The sequence below is a fragment of the Phytopseudomonas dryadis genome (genome assembly GCF_004327355.1).
GTDB classification, from domain to species: Bacteria; Pseudomonadota; Gammaproteobacteria; order Pseudomonadales; family Pseudomonadaceae; genus Aquipseudomonas; species Aquipseudomonas dryadis.
On the sequence record NZ_QJUM01000021.1, the window covers coordinates 1 to 23,796 of the forward strand.

The window sequence follows — 23,796 nt, forward strand, 5'->3', positions numbered from 1 at the left end:
TCGCCGCGGGGGCGCGGCTCCCACGGGATCGCGGCAAACCACCGACCGTGTAGGAGCGTCGACCTCGGCGCGATGCGATGGCGGCCATCCCGCAGAATCCGTGGCGTGGCCGCTATTCGCCGCGGGGACGCGGCTCCCACGGGATCGCGGCAAACCACCGACCGTGTAGGAGCGTCGACCCCGGCGCGATGCGCTGGCGACCATGCCGCAAAATCGCGGTATGGCCACGATTCGCCGCGGGGGCGCGGCTCCCACGGGATCGCGGCAAACCACCGACCGTGTAGGAGCGTCGACCCCGGCGCGATGCGCTGGCGACCATGCTGCAAAATCGCGGTATGGCCACGATTCGCCGCGGGGGCGCGGCTCCCACGGGATCGCGGCAAACCACCGACCGTGTAGGAGCGTCGACCCCGGCGCGATGCGCTGGCGACCATGCCGCAAAATCGCGGTATGGCCACAATTCGCCGCGGGGGCGCGGCTCCCACGGGATCGCGGCAAACCACCGACCGTGTAGGAGCGTCGACCTCGGCGCGATGCGATGGCGGCCATCCCGCAGAATCCGTGGCGTGGCCGCTATTCGCCGCGGGGGCGCGGCTCCCACGGGATCGCGGCAAACCACCGACCGTGTAGGAGCGTCGACCTCGGCGCGATGCGATGGCGGCCATCTCGCAGAATCCATGGTGTGAGCGCTATTCGCCGCGGGGGCGCGGCTGGGGAACCGCCAGGTTGCGGGCCGCTCAGGCCGCTTTTTTCTCGATGCGGCGCTTGGGCCCGAGGTATTTGCTCAGCCCCTGGAACCAGAGCACCAGCGCCGGATTGCCCTCGATCCGAATATCCTTGTTCTGGATACCCTGCATGAAGGCCAGTTGCTTGTTCTTCGCGGTCAGGGTGGCGAAGCCGCAGGCAGCGTCCTTGAAACCGATGGCGAAGGCGGGCTCGCTGACCGTGCCGCGCTTGCTGCCGATGCGCTGCTGGCTGACGATGAAGTGGCGCGCCACCCTGCCGTCCAGGGTATGCAGCTGGAACACCATGTCCCGGCCTTCGAGCTGTTGCCGGAACGCGGGATTGTCACGGCTGGCCTTGGCCATGAGCCGGCCCAGCATCCACAGGAGAAAACGGAATTTCATGCGCAAGGCCTCTAGATGATGTTAAGGCGGCGCATTGTAACGGCTCGACCCGGGCTTAACAGCCGACCGAGAGCCTGGTCCTGTGACGGGCATGGCCCGGAGCCAAGCTCCGGGCCCACGAGGCTCAGTTGATCGAGTCCTTCAGGGCCTTGCCCGGCTTGAAGGCTACGGTGTTGCTGGCCTTGATCTTGACTGGCTGGCCCGTCTGCGGGTTCTTGCCCGTACGCGCACCGCGATGGCGTTGCACGAAGGTGCCAAAGCCAACCAGGGTCACACTGTCCTTGCGGTTCAGTGCGCCGCTGATCTCTTCAAGCACGGCGTTGAGTACACGATTGGCCTGATCCTTGGTCAGATCAGCTTTTTCCGCGATAGCGGCGGCGAGTTCCGGTTTGCGCATAAATGCCTCATTTACGGTTTGTTGTTGTTGTGTTCCGTGCTGCCCGGCCAAGGTGCCGCAACAGCTCTGCGCTGCGGCAGACCCGGGGAGAATGGCACGCCGTGGTGGGCTTCGCCAGTCCCGTGGGCGAGTAATCCGGCAATTTTGTCGAACAGGCGACAGAACGCTCAGGGTAACAGGGCCGGCAGCAGACGATTAAGCGCCAGTTTTTCCTGTACCGCCGCGCCGGTCAGGGCATACCCCAACAGCGCGCCGGAGGCATCCTGGCACAGCGCCTTGATGTCGCCACCACTGCCTTCGACCGTCCACTCGCCCTGGGTTCCACGCGGTGGCGGCGAAACGATCAGCGGACACACCGGCGTCTTCACGGTGATCGGCATGGCGCCATAGGCAACCTCGGTCGGCGTGCCGGTGAGGGTTTTCGCCAGGGCCCGGGCACAGGCCATCAATGGCATGACATACAGCAGATTGAGGCCGTCGACCTCGGCGCAGTCGCCCAGGGCATGGATGTTGGCATGGGAGGTGCGCAACTGGCGGTCGACCATGATGCCGCGATTGATCGCCAGGCCGGCGGCGGCCGCCAGCGCGATGCGCGGGCGCAGGCCAACGGCCGACAACACCAGGTCACAGGCGATCACCCGGCCATCGGACAGATGCGCCTCGAGGCCATCGGCGGCGTACTCCAGGCGACTCAGCACCGGCCCCAGGTGCAGGCGCACCCCCAGGCTTTCCAGCCCGGCCTGCACGGCCGCCGCCGGCGCCGGGTGCAGCAGGGCCGGCATCACCTGTTCGCAGGGCGCGACCAGGTCCACCTCGTAGCCACCGAGGGACAGGTCATTGGCGAATTCGCAACCAATCAGGCCGGCGCCGAGGATCAGCACCCGCCGCTTGCCCTGCGCCGCCTGGCGGAAACGCGCGTAATCCTCGAGGTCGTTGAGCGCCAGCAGCGCGTCGCGCGCCTCGCCCTCGACCGGGACGCGGATCACTTCCGCGCCCCAGGCCAGCACCAGATCGCGGTAGGCAACGGCCTCTTCGCCGAGCCACAGGCGCTTGTGCCCGGGGTCGATGCCGGTGACCGGGGTATGGGTACGCACCTCGGCGTCGAGTTGTTCGGCCATGGCGCCGGGCTCGGCCATGCACAGCCCGTCGGCGTCCTTGTTCCTGGCGAAGCCGGTGGACAGCATCGGCTTGGAGTAGGAGCGCCCGTCATCGGCGGTGATCAGCAGCAGCGGCGTGTCATTGTCGAGCTTGCGAAACTCGCGGGCCAGGTTGTAACCGGCCAGCCCGGTACCGACGATCACCACGGGTGTATCCATTGTCTGTTCCTCCATCGGGAAAACGACGCGACGGCCAGCGGCCGTCGCGGTGCAGTGAGGGCCATCGGCGGGCGACTCAGGCGATCTCGATCATGTCGAAATCCGCCTTGCCCACGCCACAGTCCGGGCATGACCAGCCCGCCGGTACGTCTTCCCAGGCGGTGCCGGGGACGATGCCCTCTTCCGGCAAGCCGGCGGCCTCATCATAAATGAAACCGCACACCACGCATTGCCACCTGCGCATCATCGCCTCCGTGGTCGGGCCACCGCTCGCAGAATCCCGACGCGATCAGATGGCGGTGAGAAAGGAAACCCCGTAAGTCCCCATGAACCCCGGGCCCTGGGCCGGCGGCAGGCCGATGGTCTGGTCGCCATGATCGGCATTCATCACCCGCGCCACGCGGTGCCGGTGCATGCTGGCGAGAAAACGTCGCGCCGGCAGCACCGGCTCCTCGCCCTTGTCATAGAGCTCATGGTGCAGTTGCGGCAGGCGGTACCAGGGCACCGTGGGCTTCTCGTGGTGGGCGTTGTGATAGCCGAAATTCAACACCAGCAGGTTGAGCAGGCGCGAGTGGCCGAAGGGGTTGGAAAAGGTGTTGCGCTGCTCGTAGGCCTGGTCGGGCCGCTCGCCCGGTTCGGCATCCAGGCCGACCACCACCTCGAAGGTGTGCTGGTGCATGTCCATCAGGCGCATCACGTTGAGGAACAGCAGGTAGGCCACGGCATAGCCCAGCAGCGCCGGCCAGGAGAACAGGCCGAGGGCGACGAAGGCCGCGCCACGCAGTGCCAGCCAGAACAGTACCCGGCGCCGGAGCGGGCGGTAGTGTTCGACGACGAAAGGACTGTAGATCACCAGGAAATGCATCAGCAGTTCCACCGCCGGGATGTAGGCCCATTCCAGGGCCTCGACCAGGCGCCGCAGCCACGGATGGGCGATGAGGATGGCCCGGTAGTCGAAGGCGACCACGTCGGCCCGATCGACATGGTGGCGCATGTGCTTGAGGCGCAGGCCGTCGTAGGTACCGTAGCAACCACCCGCCAGCACGCTGAGCAGGCTGCCGAGGCGCGCGTTCCAGTGGCGCTCGAAGAACACCGCCTGGTGCGTGCAGTCGTGGATCAGGTAGGCACCGATCACCAGGCTGTGGCCGAGCAACAGCACACCCAGCGGCCAGCTCCAGAGGCTGGCGTGCACCAGCAGGGCAAGGCCGGCGCCATAGGCGACCAGGACATAGAGGACGGCCAGCAGGGTGGGCAGACGTCCATCGGGATAGCGGATGCTTGGCAGTTTCATGGCGTGCTCCTCAGTTCGCCATCGACGGCCATGCGCAGGAAGCGGTCGTCGAAACGCAGTTTCACGTTGCCGGGGTCGCCATACACGCTGCCATCGGTGAAGGCCATGCCGACCGCCCCGGCCGACGGGGCGGCATTGCCGAGCAGGCCCTTGTCGAAGGAGAACTCGGCGATCCGCGCCATGGTCTTGGCCAGTTGCGGATCGCTGATGAAATCGACGGCTTCCTGGGCGCTGTAGAACAGGTGGGTGGCGGCCAGTTGCTGCTCGTAGCCGGCGCGGTCGGTACCGGCGGCGATGCCCATGGTTTCCCGCGCCTGGCGGCCCTGCTCGTCGTCGCGGCGCATGACCGCCAAGGTTTCGAACCAGGCGCCGATCAGTGCCTTGCCCAGTGCGGGGTTCTGCTCCAGGGTGGCGGTATGGGCGACGATGGCGTCGGTCAGTTCGCCGGGCATCTGCCGCGAATCGAACACCAGGTGAGCGTCGTCGCGACGGAGGATGTCGCTGACCATCGGGTTCCAGGTCACCATCGCCGACACCGACGGCTGGCCGTACAGCGACACCATGTCGGCGTCGGAGGTGTTCACCAGGGTCAGTTCGCGCTCGCTCAGGCCGACGCTCTCCAGAGCGCGGGCGAGAAAGTAGTGGGAGATGGAGAACTGGACGATGTTCACCCGCTGGCCACGGATGTCGGCGAGGGTCTGCCCATGCTTGAGGATGATCGCGTCGTTGCCGTTGGAATAGTCGACGATGTTCAGCACCGTCGAGTCCACGCCACTGGCCGCCGGAATGGTCAGCGCGTCCATGGTCGCCATCAGGCAGATATCGAACTCGCCGGCACTGTACTGGTTGACCGCCTCGATGTAGTCATTGACCTGCACCACCTCGATGTCGATGCCGTACTGCTGCGCCCACTTGTCGAGAATGCCGCTGCGCTGGGCGTAATCCAGCGGCATGAAGCCGGGATACAGCACCCAGGCGATGCGGAACTGCTCCTTGGCCAGTGCCGGTTGGGCCAGCAGCGCCAGGGCAAGGGTGAACACGGCGAATAGACGCCGTCCCCAATGATTGAATGCTTGTGCCTGCATGACGACGCTCCGCTTGGATTTCAGTGGGACAGCGCGACGGGGGCCGCGCAGCGCTGGAAGTGCGCCCGTTCGCAATCGCCGACCCAGCGGTTGATCTGCCACAGGTCGGCGACGGGCTGGTCGGTGAATGGCAGGGTGTGCAGGTAACCGTCCGGGCCGAACTCCGGCGTCATGCTGCTGACGGCATAGCCACGCCGCCGCTGCGCAGCCCATACCGCTGCCCAGAAGCGCTGGTGGAAGGCCAGGCAGTCGGCGTATTCCGGCGCCGCCGGATGGGGTACCTGCGGCCCTTGCGGATAGCCGATACGGCCATGGATGTGGTGGGCCCGCTCGGCGATGCCCAGCAGCAGTTCCCAGTCGTCATCCAGCAGGCGCTCGCTGACCACCACCCAGTGGCTGATGTCGACGGTCAGCAGCAATTGCGGCACGCGCTGCAGCACGGCCTCGGTGACCCAGGGGGTGAACAGCGAACGGCTGCGGTGCGTCTCGAAGCTCAGGGTGACGGCATGGCGGTCGGCGACCTCCAGCGCCCGGGCGAAGAATTCGTACTGCACCACCAGGGGCCAGGCATCGCAGCCGGCCATGACATTGCAGAAGCGCGGCCCCAGGGGCAGTGCGCCGACGATCTTGCGTTCGAGGTCGGCCAGGTGCTCTGCCGGGGTGGCATGGCGATCCGGTACATAGCTGCCCGCCGTGCAGATCTCGGCGATGTAGTCGAGCCCATGCTCCGCCAGGGCCGCGGCGAACCCGTCGAGCGCCGCCGAGGTCGTCGGCGCAGGCGCCTCCAGGCCATCGAAACCCGCCTCACGGGCCTCATGGGCGGCCTCCTGCGGGGAGCCGGAAAACCCCCAGAAGGTTTTGAATAACTTAAACTGCATCCTGTCCTCCCCGCTCGGCATGAGCGCACGAGGGGAACAGAGCAACCACTATGCCAGTATCTTCACCGATTCATTAACATGTTATTTTTCATGCAATTTTGCACTTTTATAGAAAATGGACACCCTGCTCGACCTGCCGGGAAACGCCCCTCGACAGGGCAATACGTGCAAAACTGCACCATTATAGCCAGCCAAGGGAATGCCGAACGATGACCCGCCGCTACAGCCAGAGCAACCGCCGCACCGTCGCCGAAGCGATCATCGGCATGGATGAAAGCTGGATCGCCCTGTTCAGCGACATCGGCCTCAGCGACCTTTGCTATTGCGACCTGTTCATCCACATGTGGCTGCGTCGCGACCAGGCCCTGCACAAGACCGATCTCTACGCCTACATGCCCAGCGTCAGCCGGCGCACGGCGGTGAAATACGTGCAGAACCTGATCGACCAGGGACTTCTGCAGGAGACGGGTTCGGAGGCGGACAAGCGCGTGCGCAGGGTTACCCTGACCACGCCTCTGATCGAACGTCTGGAGCGTTTCTACGACGAGGCCTGCCAGCACTTTTCCGCGCTGGGCAGAAGCTGAGCGCGGCGCGACGGCACCGGTCAGTCGATTTCGATCATCTCGAAATCCATCTTGCCCACGCCGCAATCCGGGCACAGCCAGTCTTCCGGCACGTCTTCCCAGCGGGTGCCGGGGGCGATGCCATCATCCGGCCAGCCTTCGCGTTCGTCGTAGATCAGTCCACAGACCACACATTGCCACTTCTTCATAACGCTCTCCGGCGTATCTCACGGTCATTGCGCGGGGCACGCTACCGCAATTGCCAGCATACGCCAAGCGACGGGGCGACGAAGCCACCCCGCCAGAGTCTGTTCCCGCTGCGGCGCCAGCCCTGCCGAAACGGTAACAGACCCCGGGGTCAGGCAACGTCGGGCGCCGCCGTACGCCCATGGGCTCAGGTGCTTTCCAGCAACGGATCGCTGACGCCCATGACGTACATGGCCAAGAGTGCGATGCCACCCGCCATGACGAGGTAGTACAGGGTCGGCAGGAGCGTCTTGCGCAGCGTGATGCCCTCGCGGCCCAGCAGGCCGACCGTGGCCGAGGCGGCGACCACGTTGTGGATGGCGATCATGTTGCCCGCCGCGGCCCCCACCGATTGCACCGCGACCATCATTGCCCCGGAAACGCCGAGCAGCTCCGCCGCATTGAGCTGGAACTGCGACAGCATCAGGTTGGAAACGGTGTTGGAGCCCGCGATGAAGGCGCCCAGCGCGCCCACTGCCGGGGCGAAGAAGGGATAAACGCCACCGACACTGTCGGCCACCAACTGCGCCATGGCCACCGGCATGGAAACCAGATCCGCACCGTTGACGCCGGAATTGATCAGGATACGTACCATGGGGATGGTGAAGATCAACACGAAGCCCGCGCCGAGCAGGGTCTTGCTCGACTCGCCCACGGCCGCCTTGAGCTCGGAGAAACGCATGCGGTGCAGGAAGAAGGTGATCAGCACCACCACGCAGAGGATGCCTCCCGGCAGGTATAACGGCTCGATGGCACCGGACACGCCGGACTCGCCGAGGATGTCGTTCCAGCCGAAGCTGAGGTCCATCAGCGCCGCCTTCACCTGGGGAAAGGTGCGCGATATCACCAGGAACGCCGCCAACAGCAGATACGGCGCCCAGGCCATGGGTACCGAAATCGGCGCCTTGCCGGCCACCTCGTCGAGTTTCATCTCGATCTTGCCCATCCACTCGGCAGGCCACTCCCTGGCATCGGCAAAGTCCCAGGTGTCCCTGGGCAGCAGGAAGCCGGCCCTGGCGGCCGGGACCACGATGGCCAGGCCGACCAGGGCGCCGATGATCGACGGGAACTCGGGGCCGAGGAACACCCCGGCGGCCATGTACGGGATGGAGAAGGCGAAGGCGGTGAAGATGGCGAAGGGAGCGACCGCCAGGCCTTCCTTCCAGCTCTGGTTGCGACCGAAGTAGCGCGTCATCACCATCACCATGATCAGCGGCATCAGCAGCCCGATCAGGCCGTGGATGATGGCCACCCGCGAGTAGATCAAATGGAAGAAGGTGTCCCAGCTGCTGCCGCTGGCCGCCAGCTGCGCGCTGATGCCGCTCTGGTCCAGGCCGGCGCCGACACCGACCAGAATCGGCGTGCCGACGGCACCGAAGGATACCGGCGTGGATTGCACCATCATCCCCAGCACCACGGCGGCCAGGGCCGGGAAACCCAGCGCGACCAGCAGTGGCGCGGCCACCGCGGCCGGGGTACCGAAACCGGAGGCGCCCTCGATGAAGCAGCCGAACAGCCAGGCGACGATCAGCGCCTGGACACGTCGATCCGGGCTGATATTGGAAAAGCCCCGGCGAATGGCCGAGATGCCACCGGAATGCTTGAGGGTGTTGAGCAACAGGATGGCGCCGAAGATGATCCACAGGATCGCGGCGGTGAGGATCAGCCCCTGCAGGCTGGAAGCGATCACCCGATTGAGCGTCATGTCCCAGGCCAGCAGGCCGATCAGGGCGGTGAGCACGAACACCAGCGGCATCGCGTACTTGGCCGGCCAGCGAAAGCCGATCAACAGTACGCCCGCCAGTACCAGCGGCACGAAGGCCAGGATGGAGAGCAGCGTTTGACTCATGGGTCGGTTCCCTCTTGTTCTTGTGAACCACAGTTTTCCGGGGGTGACCCGGCGCCATGCATCTGGAAATGGCGAAACGACCCGACCACTTCCGTGGACACCGACAGCGAGGATCGCCCACCACCGGCGCCATGCTCGAAAGCCCCGACGGCTCGGCACCGTCAGGGTTTGTCATTGCTCCATGGCGGCGTTTGACGCCATCCACGGTTATCAATCCGCTGGTGTGGGAGGCGCTTCAGCGGCGAGCCGTGGACAGCTGGTCGCGGCTGCAGCCCCTGCCACGGATCGGGTGTCGCTCAAGCCTCCTCTTTGAAACGCAGACGCCAGGCATGCAGCAGCGGTTCGGTGTAACCGGAGGGCTGCTCACGGCCCTTGAACACCAGGTCGCAGGCGGCGCGAAAGGCATGGGAACCGTCGAAGTCCGCGGCCATCGGCCGGTAGGCCGGGTCGCCGGCGTTCTGCCCATCCACCACGCTGGCCATGCGCTGCAGCGTTTCGCGTACCTGGGCCTCGTCGACCACGCCGTGATGCAGCCAGTTGGCGATGTGCTGCGCGGAAATGCGCAGGGTGGCACGGTCCTCCATCAGACCGACGTCATGGATGTCCGGCACCTTGGAACAGCCCACACCCTGCTCCACCCAGCGCACCACATAACCGAGGATGCCCTGGCAGTTGTTGTCCAGTTCCTGCTGGATGTCGTTCGCGCTCCAGGCCCGCTCGGCACTCACCGGCACGCTCAGCAGGTCGTGCAGCAGGCCGTCGCGCTGGCTGGCCAGGTCGACTCGCTCCAGCTCGCGCTGCACCGCCTGCACATCCACCTGGTGGTAGTGCAGGGCATGCAGGACAGCGGCGGTCGGCGATGGCACCCAGGCCGTGTTGGCACCGGCTCTGGGCTGCCCGATCTTCTGCTCGAGCATGGCCGCCATGAGATCGGGCATGGCCCACATGCCCTTGCCGATCTGCGCCTTGCCACGCAGGCCACAGGCCAGGCCGACCAGCACGTTGTTGCGTTCGTAGGCCTGAATCCAGGCGCTGGACTTCATGTCGCCCTTGCGCAGCATGGCGCCGGCCTCCATGGCGGAATGCATTTCATCGCCGGTGCGGTCGAGGAAACCGGTGTTGATGAAAGCCACGCGAGCACTGGCCGCCTCGATGCAGGCCACCAGGTTGACGCTGGTGCGCCGCTCCTCGTCCATGATCCCCATCTTCAGGGTGTTGGGCGCGATGCCCAGCAGTCGCTCGACGCGCCCGAACAGTTCGGCGGCGAAGGCCACCTCGGCAGGCCCGTGCATCTTTGGCTTGACGATGTAGATACTGCCGCTGCGCGAGTTACCGCGGCGCTCGAGGTCGTGCAGGGCGATCAGACTGGTCAGCACGGCATCGAGGATGCCTTCGGGGATTTCCTCGCCGTCGCCGTCGATGATCGCCGGATTGCTCATCAGGTGCCCCACGTTGCGCACGAACAGCAGAGCACGGCCGTGCAGGGTCAGTTCGCCGCCGCTTGCGGCGGTGTAGGTGCGATCCGGGTTGAGGCGGCGGACGATGCGCTTGCCGCCCTTCTCCAGGGTTTCGCTGAGATCGCCCTTCATCAATCCCAGCCAGTTGCGGTAGACCGCGACCTTGTCGCTGGCGTCCACGGCGGCGACCGAGTCTTCGCAATCCATGATGGTCGACAGCGCGGCCTCGATCACTACGTCCTTCACCCCGGCGGAGTCGGTAGCGCCAATGGCACTGTCCGGATCGATCTGGATCTCCAGATGCAGGCCGTGGTTCTTCAGCAGCACGGCCGAGGGCGCCGCCGCACTGCCCTGGTAACCGACGAACTTCTGCGCCTCGGCCAGCGCCACGGTCTTGCCACTCGCCAGGGTCACCTGCAGGCCGTCATCGGCCACCGCGTAGGCCGTGGCCTCGGCATGTGAGCCGCTGGCCAGTGGCGCGGCCTGATCGAGGAAGGCGCGGGCGAACGCGATCACCTGGGCCCCGCGGACTTCGTTGTAGCCCGCCCCTTTGCCGGCACCGCCCTCCTCGCTGATGGCATCGGTGCCATACAGGGCATCGTACAGCGACCCCCAGCGGGCATTGGCCGCATTGAGCGCGTAGCGGGCGTTCATCACCGGCACCACCAGTTGCGGGCCGGCCTGACTGGCGATCTCGCTGTCGACGTTGGCGGTGCTGGCCCGCACGCTGGCCGGTTGCGGCTGCAGATAGCCGATGGACTCGAGGAAGCCGCGATAGGCGGCCATGTCGTGGATCGGGCCGGGATTGGCGCGGTGCCAACCGTCAAGTTCCCGCTGCAGGCGATCACGCTCGTGCAGCAGGGCCCGGTTGCGCGGGGCCAGATCATGCACCAGCGCGTCGAAACCGCTCCAGAATGCAGCGGCATCGATAGCGCAGCCCGGCAGCACTTCGTCCTCGATAAAACGCTTCAGTTCGCCGGCGACCTGCAGGCGCTGGCATTGCACGCGATCGGTCATCTTCGGACCTCCTCTCTGTTCGCTTCGCCCGATGCGCCGGGGCACGGGACGATGGGTTGCTCGCCGGCAAGCTGGCCAAGTGCGTTCACAGCGCAGCGATACCGACCGTGGCCACCTGCGCGTCCTGTTCGGCCTTGACGCCGGACACACCCAGCGCGCCGATCACCTGGCCATCCACCTGGACCGGGACACCGCCCTCCAGGCAGGTGAGCAGCGGCGCACCGACGAACGCGGTACGGCCGCCGTTGACCATGTCCTCGTAGCCTTTGGTCTCGCGGCGCCCCAGGGCGGCACTGCGCGCTTTCTCCGTGGCGATGTAGGCGCTGATCGGCGCGCTACCGTCGAGGCGCTCCAGGGCCAAGGGGTGGCCACCGTCGTCGACCACGGCGATGCTCACGGCCCAGCCGTGCTGCTGCGCTTCGCTGCGCGCGGCGGCGAGCATGCGGGTGACGTCGGTCTGGCTGAGTACGGCTTTCTGTTGCATGGCATACCTCATGTTCGCGGTTTGCTATCCCGGATCGGCTCCGGGGGTGCGGCGGCATGCGCTCGCGCATGCCGCGATGGTCAGCGCATCGCCTCCTCCACAACCTCGACCCAGTGCCGCACCGGCGTGCGCTCGGCCCCGTCGAGGTGGGCCTGGCAGCCGATGTTGGCGGTGACGATGGTGTCGGGATCGCCGCTTTCCAGGGCGTTGAGCCGGTTGTCGCGCAACTGCCGCGACAGCCCTGGCTGGGTCACCGAGTAGGTGCCGGCCGAACCGCAGCACAGATGGCCGTCCGGCACGCTGCTGAGGGCAAACCCGAGGCGGCCGAGTACGCTTTCCACGGCGCCCCCGAGTTTCTGCGCATGCTGCAGGGTGCAGGGGCAATGAAAGGCCAGTCGCTGCTCGGCGTGAACCTGCAGCCGCTCCAGCGGCTCGTCCCGCAGCACTTCGACCAGATCCCTGGCCAGGCCGCTGACCCGCGCGGCCTTGGCCGCATAGCCCTCATCGTTGCGCAACAGATGGCCGTAATCCTTGACGAAGGCCCCACAGCCGCTGGCTGTCTGCACGATGGCTTCGACGCCAGCCTCGATCGCCGGCCACCAGGCATCGATGTTGCGACGGGCACGGCTGAGCCCCGCCTCCTGGGCATTGAGGTGGTAATCCACGGCGCCGCAGCATCCGGCTTCACGCAGCGGTAGGACGCTGATGCCGAGCCGATCCAGCACCCGCGCCGCGGCGGCATTGGTATTGGGCGACAGGCCCGGTTGCACGCAGCCTTCGAGCAGCAGCAGGCGGCGGGCGTGGCGTACCGGCGGGCGCGGCCTGGGCGGGCGAACCTGGCGCGGCAGCTTGGCCTTGAGCGCACCCGGCAGCAACGGGCGCAGGCGCATGCCGGCCCGGGTCAGCGCCTTGAACAGCGCAGGGTGCGGCACCACGGCGCGCAGAGCCTGACGCAACAGGCGCTCGTTCAGCGGACGCGCGACGCGCTGCTCGACCAGTTCACGGCCGATGTCCAGCAGGTCGTGGTACTGCACGCCGGAGGGACAGGTGGTTTCGCAATTGCGGCAGGTCAGGCAGCGATCCAGGTGCTCCTGGGTCTTGGCGCTGACAGCGTCACCTTCGAGCATTTGCTTGACCAGGTAGATGCGTCCACGCGGACCGTCCAGTTCGTCTCCCAGCAGCTGATAGGTCGGGCAGGTGGCATTGCAGAAACCGCAATGCACGCACGAGCGCAGGATGCGCTCGGCCTCCTCGGCGCGTGGCAGTCGTTTGGCTCGTTCGCTCAGGTTGGTCTGCACGGTTCATATCTCCGCATACAGTCGGCCAGGGTTGAAGATGCCCTGCGGATCCAGCTGCTGCTTGAGCTGGCGCTGATAGCGCAGCAGCACGGCGGTCAGCGGCTGGAAAGGCTGCTCCAGGCCGGCGAAGAAGCCCGTGGCATGACCGCCGACCTCGCTCAGAACAGCCTGAATCAGTGCCGCCTCGGCGTCGGACTTGAGCCAGCGCTGGGCGCCGCTCCAGTCGAGCAACTGCCGGCCCGGCAGCTCGAGCGGACCGCAATTGGCCGGTAACGACAGGCGCCACAGGGCGCCCTCACCACGGAAGAACGGCAGGCGCTGCTCGCGCAGCTCCAGCCAGTAGAGGTTGTCGATCTCCTCGCCGCCCAGGCGCTGACGGGCGGCCGTTACCGATCCCTCTCCGCCTTCCAGGCGCAGGCGCAACGTCTGGCCGTCGTGGCTGGCGGCGCTGATCGGCAGTGGCTGCTGCCCCCACTCGGCGAGCCTGAGCAGCGCCGCCTCGGCATCCAGTTCCAGGCGCAGGCTGAGGCACTGGCGCGGTTTGGGCAGCACCTTGAGCGATACTTCGGTCAGCAGGCCGAGGCAGCCAAAGCTGCCGGCCATCAGGCGCGACAGATCGTAGCCGGCGACGTTCTTCATCACCTCGCCACCGAAGCGCAGCAACTTTCCTTGCCCGGTGATCAGCCGACTGCCGAGCACATAGTCACGCACCGAGCCGGCCCATGGCCGCCGCGGCCCGGAAAGGCCCGCCGCGACGGCGCCGCCGAGGGTGGCGCCATCACCCAGGTGGGGCGGCTCGCACGGCAGCATCTGGCCGTTTTCCTCCAGCGCCGCCTCGATCTCGCGCAGCGGCGTACCGGCGCGGGCGGTCAGCACCAGTTCGGTGGGGTCGTAGCTGACGATGCCGCGATGGCCGCGGGTATCCAGCACTTCACCCGGGGTCGAACGCCCCAGGTGGGCCTTGCTGGCGCCGCCCTGGATGCGCAACGGGGTGGCGTCGTTCAGAGCGTGGTTGACCTGCTCCAGTAGCGCGGCACTGGCATCGACATCGTGCGGCATCAGAAGCGCTCCAGTTCGGGAAAGGGCAGCTGGCCGTGGTGCACGTGCAGGGCGCCGAACTCGGCGCAGCGATGCAGGGTGGGGATGTTCTTGCCCGGGTTGAGCAGGCCGGCCGGGTCGAATGCCGCCTTCACCGCGTGAAACAGGGTGATCTCGTCGCTGTTGAACTGTGTGCACATCTGGTTGATCTTTTCCCGGCCCACACCGTGCTCACCGGTGATGCTGCCGCCGACCTCGACGCACAGCTCGAGGATCTTGCCGCCGAGGGCCTCGGCCCGCTCCAGCTCGCCCGGCACGTTGGCATCGAAGAGGATCAACGGATGCATGTTGCCGTCGCCGGCATGGAACACGTTGGCCACACGCAGGCCGTATGCCTCGGACAACGCGGCGATACCGCGCAGCACGCCGGGCAGTTCGCGCCGCGGGATGGTGCCATCCATGCAGTAGTAGTCCGGCGAGATGCGCCCCACGGCGGGGAAGGCATTCTTGCGCCCGGCCCAGAACCTGACGCGCTCCGCCTCGTCGCGGGCCAGCCTCACCTCGCTGGCGCCGGCTTTTTCCAGCACCTCACGCACCCGCTTGCAGTCGTCGGCCACGTCAGCTTCGACGCCGTCCAGCTCGCACAGCAGGATGGCCTCCGCGTCCACCGGATAGCCGGCATGGATGAAGTCCTCGGCGGCACGAATCGCCAGGTTGTCCATCATTTCCAGGCCGCCGGGGATGATGCCGGCGGCGATGATGTCGGCGACCGCCGCACCGGCCTTTTCCACCGAATCGAAGGCGGCCAGCAAGACCTTGGCCACCTGCGGCCTGGGCAGCAGCCGGACGGTGACCTCGGTGACGATGCCGAGCATGCCCTCGGAGCCGGTGAACAGCGCCAGCAGATCGAAGCCGGGCGCATCCAGGGCGTCGCTGCCGAGGGTCATGAACTCGCCCTCGACGGTGAGGATTTCCAGCTTGAGCAGGTTGTGCACGGTCAGCCCGTATTTCAGGCAGTGCACGCCGCCGGCATTCTCGGCAACGTTGCCACCGATGGAGCAGGCGATCTGCGAGGACGGGTCCGGTGCGTAGTAGAGATCGAAGGGAGCGGCCGCCTGGGAGATCGCCAGGTTGCGCACGCCGGGCTGCACACGGGCGAAGCGGCCCGCGCGGTTGACCTCGAGAATCTGGTTGAAGCGCGCCATCACCAACAGGATGCCCTGCTCCAGCGGCAGCGCGCCGCCGGACAGGCCGGTGCCGGCGCCACGGGCGACGACCGGCACGCCGCGCGCATGGCAGAGGCGCAGCAACCGCTGCACCTGTTCGATACGTTCGGGCAGGGCCACCAGCATGGGCGTGGTGCGGTAGGCGGAGAGGCCGTCGCACTCGTAGGGCGTGAGGTCTTCACGGCTGTGCAGGAGCGTGAGGTCGGGCAACCGCGTGCGCAGTGCCGTGAGCAGGGCGGCCTTGTCGATCTTGGGCAGCGCGCCATCGACGCGCTCGTCGTACAGAATGCTCATGGCAGGCTCTTTCGGCTCATTGTTGTTATGGCGGGTCAGGCTGCGACCATGGCCCGCATCTTTGCCACCGCGACGCACGAGCGTCCACCTTTTCGGCAACTGGTACGACCAGTTTCTTTCACCAGCCTTTCGCCAATGCTTGGCCAAAAGCCCCGTACTCTCCTATGGTCATCGGTAACGAGAGGATTTCCTCTGGGCGACAAGAAGACTGGTACGACCAGTCCATGGAGGTACCGATGGAAGAGCGTCAGGGTGCCGCGCGGCGCCAGCTCAGCGACGTGGTGGCAGAACGCATCGAGCGGCTGATCGTCGATGGCGTGCTCAAGGTAGGCCAGCCGCTGCCGTCGGAACGGCGCTTGTGCGAGAAGCTGGGCATCTCCCGCTCGGCGTTGCGTGAAGGGCTCAAGGTGCTGCGTGGGCGCGGCATCATCGACACGGCGCAAGGCCGCGACTCGCGGGTGGCCAGGCTCAGCGGCGAGCAGGACGCCAGCCCGTTGATGCACCTGTTCAACTCGCAACCGCGCACCCTGTACGACCTGCTCGAAGTGCGCGGGCTGCTGGAGGGCGAATCCGCACGCCTGGCCGCGTTGCGCGGCACCGAGGCGGACTTCGTGCTGCTCAGCCGCCGCTACGAGGACATGCTCGCCGCCCACGCCCGGCGGAACCCGGTCGATCCACGCGAGCACGCGCGCCTCGACCATGCCTTTCACCTGGCCATCTGCGAGGCTTCGCACAACCCGGTGCTGGTGCACACCCTGCAGTCGCTCACCGACCTGATGCTCAGCACCGTGTTCGCCTCGGTGAACAACCTCTACCACCGTCCAGCGCAGAAAAGGCAGATCGACCGCCAGCACGGGCGCCTCTATCACGCGGTCATCGAGCGCCTGCCGGAACAGGCCCAGCGGGCGGCCCGCGATCACATCAACGGCATCCGCGACAACCTGAAGGAAATCGAGCAGGAGGAGCAACGCCTGGTGCGTGCCACCATGCGCCTGCAGGGCTGGGCCTAGGCACGACCGCGCCGGCGCGGGAACAGCCCCTGGAGCCGCGTGCTAGACTCGCGCGCACCCATGAGCCACGATGACCCGCTGCCGTGCCCGACAACCTGCCGTCACCCCTGTGGCTGAGCGCCGCACAACTTCCGCCGCCCTCTGCGCAAGAACGCGACTGGCTGTTCAACGAAGACTCGCTGACCCGGCGCCTGACCGCGCTGTCCGACGATGGCTTCAGCGTCACCCCGCTGCACGAGGGCTGGCACAGGCTACGCCACGACGAATGCGCCGCGCTGGAGGTCGCCGAGGGCAGCCGCGGCTGGGTGCGCGAAGTGTACCTGCGCGGCAACGGCCAGCCCTGGGTATTCGCCCGCAGCGTCGCCGCGCAGGTGGCTCTGCAAGGCTCGGACATGGACCTGCAGCACCTGGGCAACCGCTCACTGGGCGAGTTGCTGTTCAGCGACCAGGCTTTCGATCGCGGCCCCCTGCAGGTCTGCCATTACCCCGCCGCCTGGCTGCCCGCCGACAGCCGCCATGAAGCCATGTGGGGCCGTCGTTCGTGCTTTCGCCGCGGCGCGCTGGGCGTACTGGTCGCCGAAGTGTTCCTGCCCGCCTTCTGGCAAGCCGTCGCCGACGACACCGGCAAGCCCTAGGGCTGCGCGTATAATCCGCGCAAACCGCCAGGAGACATGCTCGATGTACACCCGCCTGCTGCAATCGCTCGATCGCCTGCACCCTCGCGCCTGGGACTTCGTGCAACTGACGCGCCTGGACAAGCCCATCGGCATCTACCTGCTGCTGTGGCCGACGCTGTGGGCACTATGGATCGCGGCGCAGGGCGTACCGAGCCTGAAGAACCTGGCGATCTTCGTGCTCGGCGTGATCCTCATGCGTTCGGCCGGCTGCGTGATCAACGACTATGCCGACCGCCACTTCGACGGCCACGTCAGCCGTACCCGGGCTCGCCCGCTGGCCAGCGGCCGGGTGAGCGCCCGCGAAGCGCTGATGCTGTTCGCCATCCTGGTGGCCGCGAGCTTCTTCCTGGTGCTGCTGACCAACGCCAGCACTATCTGGCTGTCGTTCGGCGCCCTCGGCGTGGCCGCGCTGTACCCCTTCATGAAGCGCTACACCTACTACCCGCAGGTGGTGCTCGGTGCCGCCTTCTCCTGGGGCATGCCGATGGCCTTCACCGCCGAGACCGGCAGCCTGCCGCCCGAAGCCTGGCTGCTGTTCCTGGCCAACGTGATCTGGACGGTGGGCTACGACACCTACTACGCCATGGCCGACCGCGAGGACGACCTGAAGATCGGCGTGAAGTCCACCGCGATCCTGTTCGGCGATGCCGACCGGGTGATCATCCTCGGCCTGCAGGGCATGGCGCTGCTGTGCCTGCTGCTGGCCGGCGCCCGCTTCGAGCTGGGCCTGTACTACCACCTCGGCCTGCTGCTGGCCGCGGCCTGCTTCGCCTGGGAATTCCACGTCACCCGCCGACGCGAACCGCTGGTCTGCTTCAAGGCCTTCCTGCACAACCACTGGGCCGGCCTGGCGATCTTTCTCGGTATCGTCCTCGACTACGCGCTGGCGTGAAGGCGTACGCTGCAGCCCCGCTGTCATATCGCTGCAATAATTCCGTTATCTAATGCGCCGCATGACAGTTGAATGAACCGAGGCTTGATCCATGGTTGGCAAGAACATCCTGATCGTCGATGACGAAGCACCGATCCGCGAAATGATCGTGGTGGCGCTGGAAATGGCCGGTTACGAGTGCCTGGAAGCGGAAAATACCCAGCAGGCCCACGCCATCATCGTCGACCGCAAACCCGATCTGATCCTGCTCGACTGGATGCTGCCCGGAACCAGCGGCATCGAGCTGGCGCGGCGCCTCAAGCGCGACGAGCTGACCGGAGATATCCCGATCATCATGCTCACCGCCAAGGGCGAAGAGGACAACAAGATCCAGGGTCTGGAAGTCGGTGCCGATGACTACATCACCAAGCCCTTCTCGCCCCGCGAGCTGGTCGCCCGCCTGAAAGCCGTACTGCGCCGTGCTGGCCCCAGCGACAGCGAAGGCCCTATCGAAGTGGGCGGGCTGCTGCTCGACCCGATCAGCCATCGCGTGACCATCGATGGCAGGCCGGCGGAAATGGGCCCGACCGAATACCGCCTGCTGCAGTTCTTCATGACCCATCAGGAGCGCGCCTACACACGCGGCCAGTTGCTCGACCAGGTGTGGGGCGGCAACGTCTACGTGGAAGAGCGAACCGTCGACGTGCATATCCGCCGTCTGCGCAAGGCACTCGGCGAAGCCTACGAAAACCTGGTGCAGACGGTGCGCGGCACCGGTTATCGTTTCTCCACCAAGGGCTGACCGGCAGCCTGGAGCGCAACATGACAGGGACATGCTGGCGGATGAACGAAACGTGACGAGCCATTGGCGTGGCGCCATAACCCGTCGTTTGTTGCTGCTGATCGCAGCCTGCCTGATGGTGGGCCTGATCAGCGGCCACTATGCCTGGGCGCTGGCCTTGGGGCTGGCCATCCACCTGGCGTGGACACTCAGCCAACTGCTGCGCCTGCACGCCTGGCTCAAGGATCACCAACCCGATGAGCCGCCGCCCGACGGCTACGGTTTGTGGGGCGAGGTGTTCGACAGCATCTATCACCTGCAGCGCCGCAACCAGCGTGCCCGTGGCCGCCTGCAAGCAGTCATCGACCGCGTCCAGGAATCCACCGCGGCCCTGCGCGATGCGGTGATCATGCTCGACAGCAACGGCAACCTGGAATGGTGGAACAAGGCTTCGGAAACCCTGCTGGGCCTGAAAACGCCCCAGGACAGCGGCCAGTCCATCACCAACCTGGTGCGTGATCCGCGCTTCAAGGAATATTTCGAGCGTGGCAGTTACCTCGAACCGCTCGACCTGCCCTCGCCGGTCAACCCTCGCAAGCAGCTACAGTTGAACATCACCCGCTACGGCAATCGGGAACACCTGATGCTGGTGCGCGACGTGACCCGTTTGCACCAGCTGGAACAGATGCGCAAGGATTTCGTGGCCAACGTATCCCACGAACTGCGCACGCCGCTCACGGTGATTTCCGGTTACCTGGAAACCCTGCAGGACAACGTGGACGAGATCAATCCACGCTGGCGCCGCGCTCTGCAGCAGATGCAGCAACAGGGCTCGCGCATGCAGGGCCTGCTCAACGATCTGCTGCTGCTGGCCAAGCTGGAAGCCACCGACTATCCGTCCGACAATCAGCCGGTGGCGGTCGATCTGTTGCTGCTGTCGATCAAGACCGATGCCCAGGCACTGTCCGCCGAACGCAACCACCGCATCAGCCTGGAAGCCGACCCCCAGCTCAAACTCAAGGGCAGCGAATCGGAGCTGCGCAGCGCCTTTTCCAACCTGGTGTTCAACGCGGTCAAATACACCCCGGCCGAGGGAGAGATCCGCATCCGCTGGTGGCAAAACGAACAGGGCGCCCACCTCTCGGTGCAGGACAGCGGCCTGGGTATCGAGGCCAAACACCTGCCGCGCCTGACCGAACGCTTCTATCGGGTGGACTCCAGCCGCGCCAGCAACACCGGCGGCACCGGTCTGGGCCTGGCCATCGTCAAACACGTGCTGCTGCGTCATCGCGGCAAGCTGGATATCACCAGCGTCGTCGGCAAGGGCAGCCTGTTCATCTGCCATTTCCCGGCCACCCAGATAGCGCACCGCGTTTAGACCTATTGCAAAGCACCGTCCCAGGCCCCACCCTTTAGCAATATCTGGTCACACGAACTCCCCATGGATCCCTCTACGAGCGTCTCTTTCTCCACCTATTTCGCCGATTTCGGCCTCGTGCTGTTCGCCTTGTTCCTGGTGCTTCTCAACGGCTTTTTCGTCGCCGCCGAGTTCGCCATGGTCAAGCTGCGGGCCACCAAGGTCGAAGCCCTGGCCCAGGAGAATGGCTGGCGTGGACACATCCTGCGCACCGTGCACAACCAGCTCGATGCCTACCTGTCGGCCTGCCAACTGGGCATTACCCTGGCCTCTCTCGGGCTTGGCTGGGTCGGTGAGCCTGCCTTCGCCCACCTGCTCGAACCGCTGCTGACCTCGATCGGCATCGAGTCGCCGAAGCTGATTCACGGCATCGCCTTCTTCACCGCCTTCTTCATCATTTCCTACCTGCACATCGTGGTCGGCGAGCTGGCGCCCAAATCCTGGGCGATCCGCAAGCCCGAGTTGCTATCGTTGTGGACGGCGGTGCCGCTGTACCTGTTCTACTGGGCCATGTACCCGGCGATCTTCCTGCTCAACGCCAGCGCCAACGCCATCCTGCGTATCGCCGGCCAGGGCGAACCGGGCACGCACCACGATCACCATTACAGCCGCGACGAGCTCAAGCTGATCCTGCACTCCAGCCGCGCCAGCGACCCGACCGATCAGGACATGCGCGTACTCGCCTCGGCCGTGGAACTGAGCGAGCTGGAAGTGGTGGATTGGGCCAACTCGCGGGAAGACCTGGTCTATCTGGAGCTCAATGCCTCGTTGGACGAAGTGTTCAGCGTGTTCCGCCGTCACAAGTACAGCCGCTACCCGATCTACGACGAAGCCGCCGGCGAATTCGTCGGCGTGCTGCACATCAAGGATCTGCTGCTGCACCTGTCGCAGCTGGAAATGCTGCCCTCGACCCTGCGCCTGAGCGAGCTGATGCACCCGCTGGAGAAGGTCAACCGCAACCTGCCGCTGTCCGAACTGCTCGAAGAGTTCCGCAAGGGCGGCGCGCACTTCGCTCTGGTCGAGGAAGCCGACGGCAAGGTCATCGGCTACCTGACCATGGAGGACGTGCTCGAAGCCCTGGTCGGCGATATCCAGGACGAGCACCGCAAGGCCGAACGCGGCATCCTCGCCTACCAGCCGGGCAAGCTGCTGGTGCGCGGCGACACGCCGCTGTTCAAGCTGGAACGCCTGCTCGGCGTCGACCTCGACCACATCGAGGCGGAAACCCTCGCCGGCCTGATCTACGAAACCCTCAAGCGCGTTCCCGAGGAAGAGGAATCGCTGGAAGTCACTGGCCTGCGCCTGATCGTCAAGAAGATGAAAGGCCCGAAGATCGTCCTGGCCAAGGTCATCAAACTGGACGCCTGAGCCACCCGGCTCAGCCCTCCTTAGCCGGCACCGGCCGCGCTGCCTGGCCGTCGTAATCCCAGATGAACTGTCGCGGGATCGGCCCCTTGTTGCGCCCGCCCTGCTGGGTCTGCTCCCAGGCGTGAGCGAGGATGCCGACCGAACGCGAGAGGCAGAACAGCCCTCGCGCCAGCGGTGCCGGAAAGCCCAGCTCGGCGTAGATCACCGCGGTGGCACCGTCGATGTTCATCGGAATGCGCTTACCCTTGCGGGCCTGCAGCCGCTCTTCGATGCCCCGCGCGATCTGCGCGAAACGCCCACCGACCACGCCCTCGGCGGCAGCCTTGTCGACCGCCGCCAACAGCGGCGCCGAACGCGGATCGACAGGATGGAAGCGATGGCCAAAACCGGGGATGAACTTGCCATTGGCCGCGATGAAGGCATCGAGGGCGGCATCGGTGGCCTGTTCCTGGGCGTCGCCGGCCTCCATCCGCGCGGCGATGTCCAGGTACAACCCGACAGCCTGCTCACCGGCACCACCATGCACGTCGCCAAGCACATTCAGCGCCGACGCCATGGCGCTGTTGAGGCCGACGCCGCAGGTCGTGGCCATGCGCGCGATGGCGATGCTCGGTGCCTGCGGGCCGTGGTCGACAGCCGACATCAACGCGGTTTCCAGCAGGCGGCCCTGGGCGACGCTGGGCAGCTCGCCACGCAGCATCAGCCAGATCATCTGGGCGAAACCGACATTGCCGATCAGTTCTTCGATGGCGTAACCGCGGTAGCGGATCTCGCCCGGCTGCATCTGGATAATGGAGGTCGTCCACCATTGTTCGCTCAGGCGGCGTCCGTCGTTGGCGTCGGTCATAGTGCGTGCTCCTCGCGCAGGCTGTGGATCTGTTCGTCGCTGTAGCCGAGTTCGGCCAGGATGCTGTCGGTGTGTTCACCGAGCTGCGGCGGCGGTGTGCTCACCGACGGCGCCTGGCGGTTGATCTTGATACCGGTACGCAGCAGGCTGACCGGGCGCTCGACACCAGGCACCCGCTCGAAGTGGGCAATCATGCCGCGGTCGCGAATCTGTGGATGCTCGAGCACCTCCGGCACCTGGTATACCGGCCCGGACGGCACGCCCGCCGCCACCAGCAAGGCCCACCATTCGTCCGCCGGGCGGGTCGACAACGCCTCCTCCAGCAGCCGGGTCAGCTCATCACGGTGCTGCAGGCGAGCCTGGCGCTTGGCGAAACGCGGATCGGCGATCAGCTCCTCGCGCCCCACGACCCGGCACACCGCCTCGAACTGTTCCTGTTTGTTGGCGGCGATATTCAGCGGCCCGCTGGCCGTGCGGAAGGTGCCCGACGGGCTGGCGGTGACGTTGTCGTTGCCCATCGGCTGAGGTACACGACCGGCGACCAGGAAGTTCGACACCGCCCAGCCCATGGTGGCCAGGGACGCTTCGAGCATGGAAATATCGAGGAAGCAGCCTTCGCTGCGCTGACGGTCGGCCAGCACACTGGTAATGGCGAAGGCGGCGGTGATGCCACCGACGGTATCGGAGATCGGATAACCCACCCGATACGGCGCGTTTTCCGGCGCGCCGGTGATGCTCATCACCCCGGACATGCCCTGGATGATCTGATCGTAGGCCGGTAAATCGTGCAGCGGGCCATCCTGGCCGAAACCGGAAATGGCGCAATAGATCAGCTTGGGATTGACCGCCTTGAGCGTTTCGTAGCCCAGCCCCAGGCGCGTCATCACACCGGGGCGGAAGTTTTCCACCAGCACGTCGGCGCTGGCGACCAGCTTGAGGAATACCTCGCGGGCCTCGGCGTTCTTCAGATTCAGGGTCAGTGAACGCTTGCCGGGGTTCTGCGCCAGGAAGGAAACACCCATGAATTTCTGGTTGAGCTCGGCATCGGCTCCCAGTTGGCGGGCCAGGTCGCCGCTGCCGGGCACCTCGACCTTGATCACGTCAGCGCCCATATGGGCCAGTTGATGGCAGCAGAATGGACCGGCCAGTACGTTGGTCAGATCCAGCACACGAATGCCTTTCAGTGGGCTGATCATGCTGACGAGCTCCTTGTTTTGAGAGATTTTATTCTACTAGATAGAACATCTTTCTATTATATA

At 66.0% G+C, this 23,796-nt stretch carries 23 protein-coding genes; 7 read left to right on the top strand and 16 right to left on the bottom strand.

Going from position 1 to position 23,796, the window contains the following annotated elements; translation table 11 throughout:
* Positions 1 to 737 precede the first annotated feature (737 nt).
* The 7 genes from DNK34_RS17265 to DNK34_RS17295 form a co-directional block, all read right to left on the bottom strand.
* A complete protein-coding gene (locus DNK34_RS17265) occupies positions 738 to 1,127 on the bottom strand; it encodes a helicase (protein WP_131175595.1) in 390 nt (129 codons plus the stop codon).
* Positions 1,128 to 1,251: 124 nt separating this feature from the next.
* The gene (locus DNK34_RS17270; RefSeq protein ID WP_131175594.1) at positions 1,252 to 1,524 is read right to left on the bottom strand and encodes an HU family DNA-binding protein; all 273 of its coding nucleotides are present in this window, start codon (positions 1,522 to 1,524) and stop codon (positions 1,252 to 1,254) included.
* Positions 1,525 to 1,691: 167 nt separating this feature from the next.
* A complete protein-coding gene (locus tag DNK34_RS17275; RefSeq protein WP_131175593.1) occupies positions 1,692 to 2,840 on the bottom strand; it encodes an NAD(P)/FAD-dependent oxidoreductase in 1,149 nt (382 codons plus the stop codon).
* A 76-nt stretch (positions 2,841 to 2,916) separates the two neighbouring features.
* On the bottom strand, positions 2,917 to 3,084 hold the full coding sequence (locus DNK34_RS17280) for a rubredoxin (protein ID WP_131175592.1): 168 nt from the start codon (positions 3,082 to 3,084) through the stop codon (positions 2,917 to 2,919).
* A 45-nt stretch (positions 3,085 to 3,129) separates the two neighbouring features.
* A complete protein-coding gene (locus DNK34_RS17285; RefSeq protein ID WP_207390786.1) occupies positions 3,130 to 4,131 on the bottom strand; it encodes a fatty acid desaturase family protein in 1,002 nt (333 codons plus the stop codon).
* Positions 4,128 to 5,216 (bottom strand): putative urea ABC transporter substrate-binding protein, encoded by a 1,089-nt coding sequence (locus DNK34_RS17290; RefSeq protein WP_131175591.1) that lies wholly within the window; start codon positions 5,214 to 5,216, stop codon positions 4,128 to 4,130. Before DNK34_RS17290 ends, DNK34_RS17285 begins: the two co-directional genes overlap by 4 nt.
* Positions 5,217 to 5,236: 20 nt before the next feature.
* Positions 5,237 to 6,094, bottom strand: coding sequence for a sugar phosphate isomerase/epimerase family protein (locus DNK34_RS17295; protein ID WP_131175590.1), 858 nt, complete (start codon positions 6,092 to 6,094; stop codon positions 5,237 to 5,239).
* A 209-nt stretch (positions 6,095 to 6,303) separates the two neighbouring features.
* Here DNK34_RS17295 and DNK34_RS17300 point away from each other — a divergent pair, with 209 nt between their 5' ends.
* Entirely contained in the window at positions 6,304 to 6,678 is a 375-nt protein-coding gene (locus tag DNK34_RS17300) for a winged helix DNA-binding protein (RefSeq protein WP_207390785.1), read from the top strand.
* A gap of 20 nt (positions 6,679 to 6,698) precedes the next feature.
* Here DNK34_RS17300 and DNK34_RS17305 read toward each other — a convergent pair whose 3' ends face one another.
* From DNK34_RS17305 to glcD, 7 genes are all read right to left on the bottom strand, one after another.
* Complete coding sequence (locus DNK34_RS17305; RefSeq protein ID WP_131175589.1) at positions 6,699 to 6,866, bottom strand: rubredoxin; 168 nt, start codon at positions 6,864 to 6,866, stop codon at positions 6,699 to 6,701.
* A gap of 185 nt (positions 6,867 to 7,051) precedes the next feature.
* Positions 7,052 to 8,752 carry an L-lactate permease gene (locus tag DNK34_RS17310; protein ID WP_131175588.1) on the bottom strand — a complete coding sequence of 567 codons (1,701 nt, stop codon included), beginning with the start codon at positions 8,750 to 8,752 and terminating at the stop codon, positions 7,052 to 7,054.
* A 296-nt stretch (positions 8,753 to 9,048) separates the two neighbouring features.
* Complete coding sequence (locus tag DNK34_RS17315) at positions 9,049 to 11,226, bottom strand: malate synthase G (protein WP_131175587.1); 2,178 nt, start codon at positions 11,224 to 11,226, stop codon at positions 9,049 to 9,051.
* A gap of 85 nt (positions 11,227 to 11,311) precedes the next feature.
* Positions 11,312 to 11,710, bottom strand: coding sequence for a heme-binding protein (locus DNK34_RS17320; protein ID WP_131175586.1), 399 nt, complete (start codon positions 11,708 to 11,710; stop codon positions 11,312 to 11,314).
* Positions 11,711 to 11,790: 80 nt separating this feature from the next.
* Positions 11,791 to 13,008 (bottom strand): glycolate oxidase subunit GlcF, encoded by a 1,218-nt coding sequence (gene glcF / locus DNK34_RS17325; RefSeq protein WP_131175585.1) that lies wholly within the window; start codon positions 13,006 to 13,008, stop codon positions 11,791 to 11,793.
* Between the two features lie 3 nt (positions 13,009 to 13,011).
* Positions 13,012 to 14,067: a glycolate oxidase subunit GlcE gene (gene glcE / locus DNK34_RS17330; RefSeq protein ID WP_131175584.1), complete on the bottom strand. Its 1,056-nt coding sequence runs from the start codon at positions 14,065 to 14,067 to the stop codon at positions 13,012 to 13,014.
* Positions 14,067 to 15,566, bottom strand: coding sequence for a glycolate oxidase subunit GlcD (gene glcD, locus DNK34_RS17335; protein ID WP_131175583.1), 1,500 nt, complete (start codon positions 15,564 to 15,566; stop codon positions 14,067 to 14,069). Before glcD ends, glcE begins: the two co-directional genes overlap by 1 nt.
* A gap of 236 nt (positions 15,567 to 15,802) precedes the next feature.
* Between glcD and glcC the strand changes: the two genes are divergently transcribed.
* From glcC to DNK34_RS17365, 6 genes are all read left to right on the top strand, one after another.
* Positions 15,803 to 16,576 (top strand): transcriptional regulator GlcC, encoded by a 774-nt coding sequence (glcC, locus tag DNK34_RS17340; protein ID WP_131175582.1) that lies wholly within the window; start codon positions 15,803 to 15,805, stop codon positions 16,574 to 16,576.
* A gap of 83 nt (positions 16,577 to 16,659) precedes the next feature.
* Entirely contained in the window at positions 16,660 to 17,211 is a 552-nt protein-coding gene (locus DNK34_RS17345) for a chorismate--pyruvate lyase family protein (RefSeq protein ID WP_131175581.1), read from the top strand.
* Between the two features lie 43 nt (positions 17,212 to 17,254).
* Complete coding sequence (ubiA, locus tag DNK34_RS17350; protein WP_131175580.1) at positions 17,255 to 18,145, top strand: 4-hydroxybenzoate octaprenyltransferase; 891 nt, start codon at positions 17,255 to 17,257, stop codon at positions 18,143 to 18,145.
* Between the two features lie 91 nt (positions 18,146 to 18,236).
* Positions 18,237 to 18,926, top strand: coding sequence for a phosphate regulon transcriptional regulator PhoB (gene phoB / locus DNK34_RS17355; protein ID WP_131175579.1), 690 nt, complete (start codon positions 18,237 to 18,239; stop codon positions 18,924 to 18,926).
* A gap of 52 nt (positions 18,927 to 18,978) precedes the next feature.
* On the top strand, positions 18,979 to 20,283 hold the full coding sequence (gene phoR, locus DNK34_RS17360) for a phosphate regulon sensor histidine kinase PhoR (RefSeq protein WP_131175578.1): 1,305 nt from the start codon (positions 18,979 to 18,981) through the stop codon (positions 20,281 to 20,283).
* A 63-nt stretch (positions 20,284 to 20,346) separates the two neighbouring features.
* Complete coding sequence (locus DNK34_RS17365; protein ID WP_131175577.1) at positions 20,347 to 21,690, top strand: hemolysin family protein; 1,344 nt, start codon at positions 20,347 to 20,349, stop codon at positions 21,688 to 21,690.
* A 10-nt stretch (positions 21,691 to 21,700) separates the two neighbouring features.
* On the opposite strand, the gene DNK34_RS17370 is transcribed toward DNK34_RS17365, so the two are convergent.
* Together DNK34_RS17370 and DNK34_RS17375 are read right to left on the bottom strand one after the other, a co-directional pair.
* Complete coding sequence (locus tag DNK34_RS17370; protein WP_131175576.1) at positions 21,701 to 22,537, bottom strand: citryl-CoA lyase; 837 nt, start codon at positions 22,535 to 22,537, stop codon at positions 21,701 to 21,703.
* Positions 22,534 to 23,733, bottom strand: coding sequence for a CaiB/BaiF CoA transferase family protein (locus DNK34_RS17375; RefSeq protein ID WP_131175575.1), 1,200 nt, complete (start codon positions 23,731 to 23,733; stop codon positions 22,534 to 22,536). Before DNK34_RS17375 ends, DNK34_RS17370 begins: the two co-directional genes overlap by 4 nt.
* Between the last annotated feature and the right edge of the window lie 63 nt (positions 23,734 to 23,796).

Bases quoted from the DNA above. Each gene is read 5' to 3' on its own strand.
- DNK34_RS17265 (WP_131175595.1), bottom strand. From the start codon at position 1,127: ATGAAATTCCGTTTTCTCCTGTGGATGCTGGGCCGGCTCATGGCCAAG.
- DNK34_RS17270 (WP_131175594.1), bottom strand. From the start codon at position 1,524: ATGCGCAAACCGGAACTCGCCGCCGCTATCGCGGAAAAAGCTGATCTG.
- DNK34_RS17275 (WP_131175593.1), bottom strand. From the start codon at position 2,840: ATGGATACACCCGTGGTGATCGTCGGTACCGGGCTGGCCGGTTACAAC.
- DNK34_RS17280 (WP_131175592.1), bottom strand. From the start codon at position 3,084: ATGCGCAGGTGGCAATGCGTGGTGTGCGGTTTCATTTATGATGAGGCC.
- DNK34_RS17285 (WP_207390786.1), bottom strand. From the start codon at position 4,131: ATGAAACTGCCAAGCATCCGCTATCCCGATGGACGTCTGCCCACCCTG.
- DNK34_RS17290 (WP_131175591.1), bottom strand. From the start codon at position 5,216: ATGCAGGCACAAGCATTCAATCATTGGGGACGGCGTCTATTCGCCGTG.
- DNK34_RS17295 (WP_131175590.1), bottom strand. From the start codon at position 6,094: ATGCAGTTTAAGTTATTCAAAACCTTCTGGGGGTTTTCCGGCTCCCCG.
- DNK34_RS17300 (WP_207390785.1), top strand. From the start codon at position 6,304: ATGACCCGCCGCTACAGCCAGAGCAACCGCCGCACCGTCGCCGAAGCG.
- DNK34_RS17305 (WP_131175589.1), bottom strand. From the start codon at position 6,866: ATGAAGAAGTGGCAATGTGTGGTCTGTGGACTGATCTACGACGAACGC.
- DNK34_RS17310 (WP_131175588.1), bottom strand. From the start codon at position 8,752: ATGAGTCAAACGCTGCTCTCCATCCTGGCCTTCGTGCCGCTGGTACTG.
- DNK34_RS17315 (WP_131175587.1), bottom strand. From the start codon at position 11,226: ATGACCGATCGCGTGCAATGCCAGCGCCTGCAGGTCGCCGGCGAACTG.
- DNK34_RS17320 (WP_131175586.1), bottom strand. From the start codon at position 11,710: ATGCAACAGAAAGCCGTACTCAGCCAGACCGACGTCACCCGCATGCTC.
- glcE (WP_131175584.1), bottom strand. From the start codon at position 14,067: ATGCCGCACGATGTCGATGCCAGTGCCGCGCTACTGGAGCAGGTCAAC.
- glcD (WP_131175583.1), bottom strand. From the start codon at position 15,566: ATGAGCATTCTGTACGACGAGCGCGTCGATGGCGCGCTGCCCAAGATC.
- glcC (WP_131175582.1), top strand. From the start codon at position 15,803: ATGGAAGAGCGTCAGGGTGCCGCGCGGCGCCAGCTCAGCGACGTGGTG.
- ubiA (WP_131175580.1), top strand. From the start codon at position 17,255: ATGTACACCCGCCTGCTGCAATCGCTCGATCGCCTGCACCCTCGCGCC.
- phoB (WP_131175579.1), top strand. From the start codon at position 18,237: ATGGTTGGCAAGAACATCCTGATCGTCGATGACGAAGCACCGATCCGC.
- DNK34_RS17365 (WP_131175577.1), top strand. From the start codon at position 20,347: ATGGATCCCTCTACGAGCGTCTCTTTCTCCACCTATTTCGCCGATTTC.
- DNK34_RS17370 (WP_131175576.1), bottom strand. From the start codon at position 22,537: ATGACCGACGCCAACGACGGACGCCGCCTGAGCGAACAATGGTGGACG.
- DNK34_RS17375 (WP_131175575.1), bottom strand. From the start codon at position 23,733: ATGATCAGCCCACTGAAAGGCATTCGTGTGCTGGATCTGACCAACGTA.